Origin of the sequence: Aquimarina intermedia (genome assembly GCF_008124785.1) — a bacterium.
GTDB lineage: Bacteria > Bacteroidota > Bacteroidia > Flavobacteriales > Flavobacteriaceae > Aquimarina > Aquimarina intermedia.
This window is the reverse complement of sequence record NZ_VNHU01000003.1, coordinates 117,356-130,298: the sequence shown is the minus strand read 5'-3', so window position 1 is coordinate 130,298 and position 12,943 is coordinate 117,356. Positions and strand designations below refer to the sequence as shown.

Sequence of the window (12,943 nt, the reverse complement as noted above, 5' to 3'; positions counted from 1 at the left end):
CGTTTTTAGTTAGAGACTAAGGAAATTTCTCAAAATCTGTTCTCCGAGCACACTACTTTTTTCGGGGTGAAATTGTACGCCATAAAAATTATCTTTTTGTACTGCCGTACTATACTCACCTCCATAATTTGTTTTAGAAATTGTTTGCGACGTTACAGGTGCATAATAACTATGTACTAAATACACATGCTCATTTTCGGCTACAGAGGAGAACAAGGAAGATTTTAAATCGGTTATCTGGTTCCATCCAATCTGCGGAACTTTAACTGGTGTTGTAAACTTCACAATATTAATATCAAAAACACCCAGACCTGTGGTATCTCCTTCTTCAGTATGCGCACACATTAGTTGCATGCCCAGACATATACCAAGTACGGGTTGTTTCAATTGCGGAATAATTTTATCCAAACCAGACTCTTTGAGTTTACGCATGGCGCTGCCAGCTTCGCCTACACCTGGAAATATAACTTTGTCAGCCGCTTTTATCTTCTCTGGATCTTTACTTAGCACTGCTTGATACCCCAACCGCTGAATAGCAAATTTTATGGATTGGATATTCCCTGCGCCATAATCGATTATAACAATCTTCATTTTTTTACTTTGATAATATGTTAGCTGATTATTTGTAAACTGTTCAAAACCTAAATTGTACTTCTAAAGCATTCCTTTAGTACTAGGTAAAATCATCTTTTCGGGATCACGTTTTACGGCTACTTTTATTGCTTTCGCGAAAGCTTTAAAAATAGCTTCAATTTTATGGTGCTCATTATTTCCTTCGGCTTTTATATTTAAGTTTGCCTTGGCGCCGTCGGTAAAGGATTTAAAAAAGTGATAAAACATTTCGGTAGGCATCTTACCAATCATTTCTCTAGTAAACTCTGCTTCCCATACCAGCCAATTACGACCTCCAAAATCAATAGCAGCTTGCGCCAGACAATCATCCATAGGTAAACAAAAACCATAGCGTTCAATACCCAGTTTATTACCCAATGCCTTTGCAAAAACTTCGCCTAGTGCGATTGCCGTATCCTCTATAGTGTGGTGCTCATCAACCTCTAAGTCTCCTTTTACATTGATCTTTAAATCCATTTGCCCATGTCGAGCTATCTGATCCAGCATATGGTCAAAAAAGGCTAACCCGGTACTAATTTCACTTTTTCCGGTTCCGTCTAAATTTAACTGAATTTCAATGTCTGTTTCATTAGTTTCACGAATAATCTCGGCAGAACGTTCCTTAAGTTTCAAAAATTCATAAATTTTCTGCCAATCGTTCGTTTCTATTGCTATAACCGAATCCAGCTCTTTTTGAGAAACATTAATCTCAGCTGTACCCAAATTTGTATTGTCGTTTATAAAAATTCCTTTGGCCCCTAAGTTTTTTGCCAATTCGATATCCGTCAATCGATCTCCGATCACATAGGAGTTTTCTAAATCATATGCTTCTGTAAAATATTCGGTCAGTAAAGCTGTACCCGGTTTTCGGGTAGGTGCATTTTCATGCGGAAAAGTACGATCCAAAAATATTTTATCGAACACAACACCTTCGTTTTCAAAGGCTTTCAAAACAAAATTATGAACCGGCCAAAAAGTGTCTTCGGGAAAGGAATCAGTACCTAATCCATCTTGGTTGGTTATCATAACCAATTCGTAATCCAATTCTTGCGCTATTTTACCTAAATAAGTGAAGGCTTTAGGATAAAATATCATTTTCTCAAAGGCATCGATTTGTTCATCAACCGTTTCCTTTATTATCGTTCCGTCACGATCTATAAATAATACTTTCTTTTTCATTATACTTGTTGAGTTCTTTGTTGGCATTTTATTTTACAGGTGTTAGCATAAGATTTTCCAACGCTTTTATTAATACGCTATTTTCATCTGGTGTCCCAACAGAAAACCGCAGCGTATTGTTACACAGAGGTTGCGAGGAACGGTTACGTACTACGATTCCTCTCTTTAGTAATTGATCATATCGTATATTTGCATCATCTACCTTTGCTAAAATAAAATTAGCTTCACTGGGATAGACTTCTTTCACAAAATCGATAGCCGCCAATGAGGTTTCTAGTTTTGTTCTTTCCTGCAAAATATTTTCAATTTCCAAAGACACTTCGTCTCTGGAAGACAATCTGGATATCGCGCGTTGTTGTGTCAGTTCATTTACATTATACGGAGGTTTTATTTTATTAAGCACAGTTATGATCTCTGGAGATGCATAACAGATACCCAATCGAATACCCGCCATTCCGTAAGCTTTTGATAAGGTTTGTGTAACTACTAAGTTCGGAAAATCCTCTATCCTTTGCATCCAACTTGCTCTTGATGCAAAATCAATATAAGCCTCATCCATAACGACAATTCCATTAAATTCCTTCAGAATTTTTAGCATTCGTTCTTCAGAAAAAGTATTGCCGGTTGGATTGTTGGGAGAACACAAAAATATAATCTTGGTGTGCTTATCAACGATTTTTAATATTTCATTAACATCCGGTTCAAAACTCTGATCGAGAAGTACTTCGCGATTTTCGATCGCATTGATATCAGCTAATACCTTATACATTCCATACGTAGGAGGCAACGTAATGATATTATCCTGAGTAGGCTCACAGAAGGCACGAAATATTAAATCTAATACTTCATCACTACCATTTCCTAAAAGAATACTGGTAGCCGGTACATTTTTCTGACTCGATAAAATCGATTTCACTCCCCGTTGCTGCGGATCAGGATACCGATTTACTCCGTTTTCATAAGGATTCTCATTAGCGTCAAGAAAAACCATCGTCGAACCATCACTTACATATTCATCTCTGGCCGAAGCGTATGCCTTTAACCCTTTTATATTTTCCCGTAGAATCTTATCTAGTTTAAAATTCGCCATATCAATTATTTTTTAAACTTTTGAGTCGTAAGGTAACAGCATTTTTATGTGCTTCTAAGCCTTCTGCCGCTGCCATCAATTCAATTGCATTTCCTATAGCCTGAATACCGGATTTTGATATTTTTTGAAAGGTCATTGCTTTGTAAAAACTATCCAAGTGTACTCCGCTATATTGCTTTGCATAGCCATTAGTTGGTAGGGTATGATTCGTCCCCGAGGCATAATCTCCTGCACTCTCCGGCGTATAATTACCAATAAAAACCGAACCTGCGTTTTCAATATTTGATACATAGAAATCTTCGTCTTCGACACACACAATAAAGTGTTCAGGTCCATATTCGTTGATTAATGCCAATGCTTCTGTATCACTATCCACATAAATTAACTTTGAATTTTTTATGGCTTCTTTAGCTATGTCCCGTCTTGGCAACACCGCTAGTTGTGATTCAATTTCTTTTGCTACATCCGTTGCTAGTTTTTTGGATGTGGTCACCAGAATAACCTGACTATCCTTACCGTGCTCTGCCTGACTTAACAAATCTGAAGCAACAAAAGCAGCATCAGCACTATCATCTGCAACGACCAAAAGTTCACTGGGACCTGCAGGCATATCGATAGCGACATTGTATTGCGTTGCTACTTGCTTAGCCACTGTTACAAATTGATTACCGGGACCAAATATTTTATACACTTGCGGTATACTTTCTGTGCCAAAAGTCATTCCTGCTATTGCTTGAATTCCGCCGACTTTAAAAATCTTGGTTACTCCGCATAAGTTGCCTGTATACACTATTGCCGGGTGTATCTTTCCTTCAGTATTTGGAGGGGAGCAAAGTACTATTTCTTTGCAGCCTGCTATGTTAGCAGGGATAGCCAACATTAATATCGTTGAAAAAAGTGGTGCTGTACCTCCCGGAATATACAACCCTACTTTTTGAATTGGTTTTTTCTCTTGCCAACACACTACTCCTGCAGTGGTTTCTACCTGTACCGGATCGGTCTTTTGAGCAGCGTGAAATTTTTCGATGTTAGCCTTGGCTAACTGTATCGCTTCTTTTAGTTCTTCACTGACCAAATGTTGAGCCTCACTAATCTCATTATCTGTAAGCTGTAATTTGTCAAGCTCAACCCTGTCAAATTGCTTGGTATACTTCTTTATCGCAACATCGCCCTCACTTTTAATGGCTTTGAAAACATTTTTTACAGTATCTTCAATCGCTTCAAAAGTTTGCGTAGGCCGCTCTAAAATTTCTGACCATGTGTCTTTGGATGGATTATAAATTGTCTTCATGTTTTTGTATTTATAAAACCATTTTTTCAATTGGACACACCAGTATTCCTTCTGCACCTTCATTTTTTAATTCGTCGAGAATATCCCAAAACTTGTGTTTATCCACAACCGTATGAATAGAGCTCCAACCTTCTTCGGCTAGTGGTAATACTGTTGGACTGCGCATACCAGGCAATATGGCTACAATCTTTTCAATTTTTTCATTCGGCGCATTTAGCAAAACATATTTTGAAGCTCTTGCTTTAAGCACTGCTTGTATTCTAAACTGAAGTTTCTTTAAAAGTTCTTTATTAGCATCCGAGATAGTTGGTGAAACTGCAAGAACAGCTTCAGAAGTCAACATCACTTCTACCTCTTTCAGGTTGTTTTTAAATAGCGTACTACCACTGGAGACTATATCGCAAATAGCATCTGCCAAGCCAATATTAGGAGCGATTTCAACAGATCCTGAAATTTGGTGTAAATCGGCAGTTATTCCCTTTTCCTTCAAATATGTGTTAACCGTATTGGGGTAAGAAGTGGCAATTCGTTTGCCTTGAAGGTCCTTGATAGTTTTATAATCAAAATCTTTGGGAACTGCCAGAGATACTTTACATTTTGAGAAGTTAAGACGCTCGGCTACAGTAATATCCTGTCCTTTCTCAATTAGAACATTTTCACCGATAATCGCGATATCAACTACTCCATCTCTTAAGTACTGCGGTATATCTCCATTACGCAGAAACATTACCTCCATCGGAAAATTACGTGTATCTGCTTTTAATTGATCCTTTCCGTTATCTATAGAAATACCACAATCCTTGAGAATTTGGACAGAATCTTCATTGAGGCGTCCACTTTTTTGAATAGCAATCTTAATTTTTGACATTTTTCTTTGTTTAGTTGAGCAAACACAAAACGAATTAAAAAAATAAAACCCGTTTGATTAGCTCAAACGGGTTATAAAATATGATTGTTACATACACAAAATCATAGCTAACACGCAGGAGCGAGATAGTTAAGATGATGATGATGTACGTTGTTCTTTATCATTATTATTGTAATACTCTGCGAAAGTATAAAAAATTAGAAATATAAACAGAATATTCTTCTTGTTTTTTTTGCAAAAACATCAAACACCACTCATAACCTTATGATATCTAAATTTTTACAATTGATAAATTGAAAAAAAATTCCTACATTTAAGTGCCATTTATCTACTATATTATGAAGACTTTATTCGCTTGCCTAGTTTTTCTGCTATATTCGGTTGTTGCCTTGTGGGCATATTACAATTGCAATTGGTGCTACACTACTAATCAGGAAACCTCCGAAACTGTATACTTTGACAAAGCCACTGACAGTTTCATTCCCCCAACTGGTAAATTTTCTAACAAATTAATAGTTCTCAACCATGCATCTGACACTATTTTAACCTATCCCGCAGGCATCAAAATCATTCCTCATACGGATAGTATTGTGCTACCACTTGCGTTCAATACTGTGGTGAAAGATTTAAAGGCATATCTTAAAAAAAATCCAGCCACCACGATTCAAATAGCATCTAATAGTGCTGCTGCGGAATCTACTAAGGATTCAATTTTGAAAAATAAACGCGGAATGCGCTTAAAAAAGTACTTCGTAGAAAATCAAATCAACGATAAGCGTATCTTTATCACTACTAATCCTCTTAATCAAAACCAGTTGTTGGATATTAGGTTAGTAAAAATGGACACTGCTCGTTTAAAAGTTTACGAAAACAGTATCCGTACAAAAATACTCTATTCAAAATTTAGAGCTCATAATTTTAAACCAGACACTGCACTTATAGCGTACACCAAAGAGCTTTTAATATATCTCAAGAAATATTCAACTAAGAGTATAACAGTTATAGGCCATACCGATGCAGCAGGAAACAACGAAGACAATGTATGGTTTGGTAAACAGCGTGCAAAAAATGTAAGGAATTATTTGATCTCCCAAGGCGTACCCGAAGAAAAAATTATAATTCAAAGTAAAGGAGAAACAAACCCCATCGTCCCAAATGATACCGAAGCTAATAGAGCTAAAAATAGAAGAATAGAAATCATTATCAACTAAACTTTACAACTATGCTTGATTTTTCAAATGAGTCCAATTGGTGGTGTCTTTTTGCACTCTTATTATTTGCTTTTGTTTTGGGCTGGTTCCTTTCAAAATGGGTTAATAACAGCGAATATAAAAGAACCGAACGCCAAAAGGAGGTACTGCGTGTGCAGACACCTATCGCAAATACAACCTTCACTTCTAAAAGTCCCGTAAACTCAGAGGCTCCTGCCTCTAACATTAAAGCTGTAAAAACCCGAGATAGAAATGGTGTGCCGGCAGAGGCGAAAAAACCAACCTTAAACTTTGACAATTTTGGCAAGGCAGATCCTTCACAAAAAGACAACCTGAAACTCATAAGTGGAGTGGGTCCGTTTATAGAAGGAAAACTCAATAGTATCGGAATTTACACCTTCGATCAGATTAGCAAATTTAGCAAGGAGGATATTGACGCAGTCACTCAATTGATTCAATTTTTTCCGGGACGGATTGAAAGGGACAATTGGAAACAACAAGCTATTGATTTAAAAAACTAGTATAAAACAAACCCTGCTAACGTGACGCTAGCAGGGTGTTTTTATTAACAAGATAAATTTCTTTAATTTTTATTGATTCCCTAGAATTAATGGCATTCCATCTTTACCCGAACCAATAACTACTACTTTACTATTACTTGATTTGGCTAGTTCTACGGTAGCCTGAATTCCTTTTTCTTGCAGAATCTTATCAGTTAAAGAAGCACTTAATATTCTGTTGGCTTCAGCTTTACCTTCGGCATCAATTTTTTGACGCTCTGCTTCTTTTGCCGCCTTAGTCAATCTAAATTCATATTCAAGAGATTCTTGCTCTTGCTTTAATTTACGTTCAATTGCATCTTTAATAGTTGGTGGTAACGTAACATCACGTACTAAAATCTCATTAAGTTGAATAAACTGATCATCAACAATTTTTTTAGTTTCTTCAAAAATTTCTTTTTGAATTGCATCACGCTTACTTGAGTATAATTGCTCTGGAGTATATCTACCTACGACACTCCTTGCTGCGGATCTAATAGTAGGTAATAAAACTCTTGCCACATAATTTTCTCCTTTTTGCTGGTGCAACAAACCAAGCTTCTCGTATTTAGGCTGAAACCATGCCGAAGCATCTAGTTTAATCTCCAGACCGTTTGAAGATAGTACCTGCATCTTTTCAAATACTTCTTGTTGTCTAACTTCATAAGTAATTACTTTATTCCATGGAGCTACAATATGAAAACCTTCTCCCAGTGGAGGTTGATCAGTTACCACTCCCCCACCAAAGGTTTTATATAAAACCCCAGCTTCTCCAGAACCTATAGTCTCGGTAGATTTGGAGATAAAAATGATGAGTACAACTATTAATATTAGAATAGGAATTCCTATTTTGGGTAATTTTTCCATAACACTATATATAAATTTGATTTAAATTTTTCCGTAATATTTTCTTAGAAACCATTCTATCGAGAGACTGAAAAGCATGATAAGTAACAAATATTTCCAATCGATTAAAGATACGATATTTTCTTTGCTCTTTTGTATCGGCTGATATCGAGGATCTGTTAAAAGGTCGTTCTGTAAGCTATCAAACGCTGTGGCAGTGTATAGTTTTCCATCTGTATTCTCGGCCAAGGCTTGTAGCTTTGAAAAATCAGCATTTAAAAACTGCTTTTCAACATCGTATTCTAAAATCTTAAAAATTCCTGATTTACGTAAACTTTCTCCCTTCACAGTTACTGTGTACTGGTAGGTACCCGGACTCAGACTACTCAGATCTACTTGATACGCATTTTTAGAAAGAATCATCGGGAACGTAAGCTCTTGACCTGTTTCTTCCTTTTTGAGATTAATAGCTAAACTAGCTCTATCATCAAATTCGTAATTTTTCGTAAAATATTCTGCATTAATAACTATCTGAGCATTGCTATAGTAAAATGATTCTGCAAAAATCATTAAACGACTTCTTTTTTGAGAAGAAGAAAGGTATTGTATCAGATTGCTGAAGAAATCATCAAACGTTTCAAAGCTTTTATCATTTTTGAACGAATACATTCTCCATTTCCAAAGTCCTTCTCCTAAAAGGATAGTTTCTCGAGAATTTTGCTCTTCAATGGTTGCTAATAATGGCGAAGATGTAAGAACTGAACCAATTACCTTGTACAATAATGCATCATACTTCGCATTTATCTTCAATTCTCCAAATCTACCTAATAAAGGAGGGTAGTTATCAAATCCTATGTCTTCACTTAAAAAAGTTCTGTAGTCACTATTAAACTCAGGTATAAAATACTCCGTTTGTCTCGAATAGTCATGCTTGTAACGTGATTGAACAGCATTCAAAAAATTCCAGTCGGTATGACGTCCAGCGATGGTAAATCGATTAATTTTTGTATCATCGAGTAACCGTAAAACTTTTTTAAACTGAGAAGTAGGTTGATACAGAATCACCATTGCATAACCATCCAAATTGCTTACTTGACCAGGTTTTTTTATCGTGATACTACTTCGCTCATTACTTTCGACACTTTTTTTAATTGCTCCCAGATCAGGATGAATAATATCGCTTACCACTAAGATATTTGTCTTTTGATCTATAACTTCTACTGCAAAAATCTTTTGATTATTAATTGTATTTTTTTCCTTATTTAACGGAAGTATGGTAGCAGAATAAGTAGTGACCCCCACCGTATTTGCAGAAAGATTAAAGGGAATTCGTATCGACTTGTTTTGTTTGCTAAAGTTGACTTTCTTACTTTTTAAAACACGATCCTTAGATCTGATTTCTAAAGTTGTACTCACGGGAGCATCCCCATTGTATGTTACCAAAACTTCTATCGGAAAATCATTCTTGAGATAAGCATATCGATTAACATTGAGCTGCTTAATACGAACGTCTTTAATCTTTGAGGAATCACCTAATACTATGGGAAATACTTGCTGTTTATAATTCGCGTTGGGATAATGATACGCATTCCCAAAGGTTTGGTTACCATCGGTCAAAAGTATTATGGGTGCCCTGCTATTACGATATACTTGATTAAGTTCGGTAAGCGCATGATCTATATTAGATTGGTTACCTGAGAAATTCAGAAGTAAACTATCATGAACACTGTTTGAAAAGTTAAAATGAGATATTTCAAAACGTTGACGTAACGCCGAACTTTCTTCGAATCGTTGTAAGGTTTCTTTTGCCAGCTCCTGATATCCCAAATTCTCTATGGACGAAGAGTTGTCTGCAACAACTAACAACGTAGGACGCACAGTGTAGAAAGTACGACTTTTTATACTGGGATTTATTAAAAGAATTAGAATAGAAAAAATAGTTATAAAGCGCAAAAAAGCAAAGAACACGGTTAATCGTGTTCTTTGCTTTGACTTATAGATATACTGAAACATCGCAACAACAATTGCAATTATGAATGCGACTACAATTAATAATATAGTTTCTGTTTGCATATCAAGAAGCAGTACATAAAAAAAATCTTTGTTACACGCTTCGCTACATATTATAATTAGTTAGTTAATACCTTAGGTGAGCATTCCTCCGTCGACATTAAGAACTTGCCCTGTAACATATGTGCTCAAATCACTGGCCAAAAATAAACAGGCATTTGCGATATCTTCTGGAGTTCCTCCTCTTTTTAATGGAATGGCATTTCTCCATCCTTCGACAACTTTCTCATCGAGCTTTCCTGTCATTTCAGTTTCAATAAATCCTGGAGCGACCACATTACTTCTAATGTTACGTGATCCAAGTTCTAAGGCCACCGATTTTGAAAACCCTATAATTCCCGCTTTTGAGGCTGCGTAGTTTGCCTGACCGGCATTTCCTTTTACTCCCACTACAGAACTCATGTTAATTATACTCCCCTTACGCTGCTTCAACATGGTTTTTTGAACAGCTTTAGTCATGTTAAAAACACTCTTTAAATTTACTTCGATTACTTTATCAAAATCCTCTTCGCTCATACGCATCAAAAGATTATCCTTAGTAATTCCCGCATTATTGATTAGAATATCGATACTGTCGAAGTTTTCCAGAACATTTTTAATTAATTCTTGAGCTTCTTCAAAATTAGCTGCATTGCTCTGATAGCCTTTAGCTTTTACTCCTAAATCAGTAAGTTCCTTTTCTAACTCATTTGCAGCTTCTACAGAGGAGCTATATGTAAATACTACGTTTGCACCATTTTGTGCAAAAATTCTTGCTATTCCTTTACCTATCCCACGGCTTGCACCTGTGATTATAGCTGTTTTACCTTGTAAGAGATTCATGTGCTCTATGTTTTGGCGTTGTTAATTTATGTTTATCAAATATAAGAATTACCAGTTCTCTACCAATAATAAACCCTGTGATTTCTCACAGGGTTTATGTATTTTAAATCTTAGAAAGTATTATCCTAATACCTCTGCTACTTTTTTACCAATTTCTGCTGGAGAATCAACTACATGGATCCCACATTCTCGCATAATAGCTTTTTTTGCAGCGGCAGTATCTTCACTACCTCCTACAATAGCACCAGCATGCCCCATAGTTCTTCCGGCAGGTGCAGTTTCACCAGCGATAAATCCTACAACAGGTTTCTTCGTACCGCTATCTTTGATCCATTGTGCAGCTTCAGCTTCTAACTGACCCCCAATTTCTCCAATCATAACAACACATTCAGTCTCCGGATCGTTGATAAGCAATTCTACAGCTTCTTTAGTTGTTGTTCCGATAATTGGATCACCACCAATACCAATAGCTGTAGTAATACCTAATCCCTGCTTCACAACCTGATCAGCTGCTTCATACGTAAGCGTTCCTGATTTTGAAACAATACCAACGTTTCCCTTTTTAAAGACAAAACCTGGCATAATACCCACTTTCGCTTCACCCGGAGTAATAACACCCGGACAGTTTGGTCCTATCAAACGACAACCTTTATCCTTAATATATTCTGCTGCTTTAATCATATCCGCAACAGGGATACCTTCAGTAATAGTAATGATCACTTTTATACCTGCGTCGGCTGCTTCCATAATTGCATCGGCGGCAAAAGCAGGTGGTACAAAAATAATAGTGGTATCTGCCCCAGCTTCCTCTACCGCTTCCTTAACGGTATTAAACACTGGACGATCAAGATGTTTTTGACCACCTTTTCCAGGGGTTACACCTCCAACTACATTTGTGCCGTATTCAATCATTTGACCGGCGTGAAACGTACCTTCGCTTCCCGTAAATCCTTGAACAATAATTTTTGAATCTTTATTTACTAAAACACTCATTGCGTTATGATTTTTGTTTTTATTTGAAGTTCCCAAAAGTAAGCTTTTGAAAACGATAGTTAAAATGAAAATTTAATTATTTTGAAAGAAATGACCGCATACTTTCAGGTGTATTGTCTCCTTGTTGACTTATTTGATATCCTCGATACAATTTCATATCCTTAAGTTCCCATATCGCTATAAAATGCGCTATCGCTTCTTCTTTATCAGGTTGCTCAATTATATTCGCAAAATACGTATATCGTATAGTAACAGAATTTCCTTCGGAAAGCAAATGGCTAATTTCACATCTAAAATTCTCAAACGATGCCGACATTTCTTTGAACATTGTTTGTATACCTTTGAAATCCTTTTTATTAAAACCAAAACTACTATTCCAGTATAATTCAATTTCTGGATGTAGAAACTCTGATAACGAGTCAAAATTGCGAATCAAATCTGTTTCGTAAAATGATTTTACGATTTCCTTCTCTGTTTTACTCATCTTTCTTCAATTTTTCCATAATTTCTGGTATCATTCTAATAGCAGCAATCTCTTTATATTTTTTTCTAAAATCGTCTGCCGGAGTTCCAAAATAACTCTTATGTCCCTCTAGAGACTTACTGATCCCGGACTGCGCTGAGATAATAGCTTTATGACCAATGGTAATACCACTAGTAACACCAACTTGACCCCAGATTGTCACTTCATCTTCAATAATAACACAGCCTGCAATACCCACCTGTGATGCTATTAAGCATTTTTTTCCTATAACCGTATCATGACCAATGTGTACCTGATTATCAATTTTGGTACCGGCTCCAATAGTAGTATCACCACTTACACCTCGGTCTATTGTACAAAGTGAACCAATATCTACATGATCATCCACAAGTATACTCCCGCCTGACTTGAGTTTATCAAAGCCAGAAGGTCTGTTTTTGTAATAAAAGGCATCTGATCCTAAGACGCTGCCGGCATGAATAGTTACATGATCACCAATACGTACATTATCGTAAAGGGTCACATTTGCATGAATCATGCAATTAGCACCAATTCGCACATTGTTACCAACAAAAGCACCAGGTTGTACAATCGTGTTTTTTCCTATAATCGCGCTTTTTGCCACTAAAGCCGAAGCCTTTTCAAAGGGTTTAAAATATTGCGTGAGTTTATTAAAATCTCTAAATGGATCATCCGAAATTAATAGTGCTTTGCCTACGGGGCATGTTACCTTTTTATTAATCAGAATGATGGTTGCCGCACTCTCTAAAGCTTTATCATAATATTTAGGATGATCCACGAAAACTATGTCACCTTCGGTCACCACGTGAATTTCATTCATTCCTAAAACAGGAAAATCGGCATCTCCTACGTATTCACAAGATAGTAGCATCGAGATTTGCTGTAGTGTATGCGCCTGAGAGAATTTCATATGAGCG

The 12,943-nt window shown here is 36.4% G+C and carries 13 protein-coding genes; 2 read left to right on the top strand and 11 right to left on the bottom strand.

Translation table 11 applies throughout. From position 1 onward, the window contains the following. Window positions 1–9 precede the first annotated feature (9 nt). The 5 genes from hisH to hisG form a co-directional block, all read right to left on the bottom strand. Window positions 10–591, bottom strand: a complete 582-nt coding sequence (gene hisH, locus BD809_RS05970) for an imidazole glycerol phosphate synthase subunit HisH (RefSeq protein WP_148782057.1) — start codon at window positions 589–591, stop codon at window positions 10–12. A 63-nt stretch (window positions 592–654) separates the two neighbouring features. Then, window positions 655–1,791, bottom strand: coding sequence for a bifunctional histidinol-phosphatase/imidazoleglycerol-phosphate dehydratase HisB (gene hisB / locus BD809_RS05965; protein ID WP_148782056.1), 1,137 nt, complete (start codon window positions 1,789–1,791; stop codon window positions 655–657). Window positions 1,792–1,819: 28 nt separating this feature from the next. Next, entirely contained in the window at window positions 1,820–2,881 is a 1,062-nt protein-coding gene (hisC, locus tag BD809_RS05960; protein WP_148782055.1) for a histidinol-phosphate transaminase, read from the bottom strand. A 1-nt stretch (window position 2,882) separates the two neighbouring features. After that, window positions 2,883–4,172: a histidinol dehydrogenase gene (gene hisD / locus BD809_RS05955; RefSeq protein WP_148782054.1), complete on the bottom strand. Its 1,290-nt coding sequence runs from the start codon at window positions 4,170–4,172 to the stop codon at window positions 2,883–2,885. 10 nt (window positions 4,173–4,182) lie between these two features. Further along, complete coding sequence (gene hisG / locus BD809_RS05950) at window positions 4,183–5,040, bottom strand: ATP phosphoribosyltransferase (protein WP_148782053.1); 858 nt, start codon at window positions 5,038–5,040, stop codon at window positions 4,183–4,185. 338 nt (window positions 5,041–5,378) lie between these two features. On the opposite strand from hisG, the gene BD809_RS05945 reads away from it, so the two are divergent. Beyond that, window positions 5,379–6,251 carry an OmpA family protein gene (locus tag BD809_RS05945; RefSeq protein WP_148782052.1) on the top strand — a complete coding sequence of 291 codons (873 nt, stop codon included), beginning with the start codon at window positions 5,379–5,381 and terminating at the stop codon, window positions 6,249–6,251. An 11-nt stretch (window positions 6,252–6,262) separates the two neighbouring features. After that, a complete protein-coding gene (locus BD809_RS05940; RefSeq protein ID WP_148782051.1) occupies window positions 6,263–6,772 on the top strand; it encodes a hypothetical protein in 510 nt (169 codons plus the stop codon). 69 nt (window positions 6,773–6,841) lie between these two features. On the opposite strand, the gene BD809_RS05935 is transcribed toward BD809_RS05940, so the two are convergent. The 6 genes from BD809_RS05935 to BD809_RS05910 form a co-directional block, all read right to left on the bottom strand. Beyond that, complete coding sequence (locus BD809_RS05935) at window positions 6,842–7,657, bottom strand: SPFH domain-containing protein (protein ID WP_148782050.1); 816 nt, start codon at window positions 7,655–7,657, stop codon at window positions 6,842–6,844. 21 nt (window positions 7,658–7,678) lie between these two features. After that, the gene (locus BD809_RS05930) at window positions 7,679–9,709 is read right to left on the bottom strand and encodes a VWA domain-containing protein (RefSeq protein WP_148782049.1); all 2,031 of its coding nucleotides are present in this window, start codon (window positions 9,707–9,709) and stop codon (window positions 7,679–7,681) included. Window positions 9,710–9,781: 72 nt separating this feature from the next. Further along, a complete protein-coding gene (fabG, locus tag BD809_RS05925; RefSeq protein WP_148782048.1) occupies window positions 9,782–10,528 on the bottom strand; it encodes a 3-oxoacyl-[acyl-carrier-protein] reductase in 747 nt (248 codons plus the stop codon). A 120-nt stretch (window positions 10,529–10,648) separates the two neighbouring features. Further along, window positions 10,649–11,521 (bottom strand): succinate--CoA ligase subunit alpha, encoded by an 873-nt coding sequence (gene sucD / locus BD809_RS05920; protein ID WP_148782047.1) that lies wholly within the window; start codon window positions 11,519–11,521, stop codon window positions 10,649–10,651. A 76-nt stretch (window positions 11,522–11,597) separates the two neighbouring features. After that, the gene (locus BD809_RS05915; protein WP_148782046.1) at window positions 11,598–12,005 is read right to left on the bottom strand and encodes a nuclear transport factor 2 family protein; all 408 of its coding nucleotides are present in this window, start codon (window positions 12,003–12,005) and stop codon (window positions 11,598–11,600) included. Further along, window positions 11,998–12,936: a UDP-3-O-(3-hydroxymyristoyl)glucosamine N-acyltransferase gene (locus BD809_RS05910; RefSeq protein WP_148782045.1), complete on the bottom strand. Its 939-nt coding sequence runs from the start codon at window positions 12,934–12,936 to the stop codon at window positions 11,998–12,000. The genes BD809_RS05915 and BD809_RS05910 overlap by 8 nt, the downstream gene beginning before the upstream one ends. Window positions 12,937–12,943 lie beyond the last annotated feature (7 nt).

What these genes read in the sequence shown, in the direction of transcription:
- hisH (WP_148782057.1), bottom strand. Translation starts at nt 591, where the DNA reads ATGAAGATTGTTATAATCGATTATGGCGCAGGGAATATCCAATCCATA.
- hisB (WP_148782056.1), bottom strand. Translation starts at nt 1,791, where the DNA reads ATGAAAAAGAAAGTATTATTTATAGATCGTGACGGAACGATAATAAAG.
- hisC (WP_148782055.1), bottom strand. Translation starts at nt 2,881, where the DNA reads ATGGCGAATTTTAAACTAGATAAGATTCTACGGGAAAATATAAAAGGG.
- hisD (WP_148782054.1), bottom strand. Translation starts at nt 4,172, where the DNA reads ATGAAGACAATTTATAATCCATCCAAAGACACATGGTCAGAAATTTTA.
- hisG (WP_148782053.1), bottom strand. Translation starts at nt 5,040, where the DNA reads ATGTCAAAAATTAAGATTGCTATTCAAAAAAGTGGACGCCTCAATGAA.
- BD809_RS05945 (WP_148782052.1), top strand. Translation starts at nt 5,379, where the DNA reads ATGAAGACTTTATTCGCTTGCCTAGTTTTTCTGCTATATTCGGTTGTT.
- BD809_RS05940 (WP_148782051.1), top strand. Translation starts at nt 6,263, where the DNA reads ATGCTTGATTTTTCAAATGAGTCCAATTGGTGGTGTCTTTTTGCACTC.
- BD809_RS05935 (WP_148782050.1), bottom strand. Translation starts at nt 7,657, where the DNA reads ATGGAAAAATTACCCAAAATAGGAATTCCTATTCTAATATTAATAGTT.
- BD809_RS05930 (WP_148782049.1), bottom strand. Translation starts at nt 9,709, where the DNA reads ATGCAAACAGAAACTATATTATTAATTGTAGTCGCATTCATAATTGCA.
- fabG (WP_148782048.1), bottom strand. Translation starts at nt 10,528, where the DNA reads ATGAATCTCTTACAAGGTAAAACAGCTATAATCACAGGTGCAAGCCGT.
- sucD (WP_148782047.1), bottom strand. Translation starts at nt 11,521, where the DNA reads ATGAGTGTTTTAGTAAATAAAGATTCAAAAATTATTGTTCAAGGATTT.
- BD809_RS05915 (WP_148782046.1), bottom strand. Translation starts at nt 12,005, where the DNA reads ATGAGTAAAACAGAGAAGGAAATCGTAAAATCATTTTACGAAACAGAT.
- BD809_RS05910 (WP_148782045.1), bottom strand. Translation starts at nt 12,936, where the DNA reads ATGAAATTCTCTCAGGCGCATACACTACAGCAAATCTCGATGCTACTA.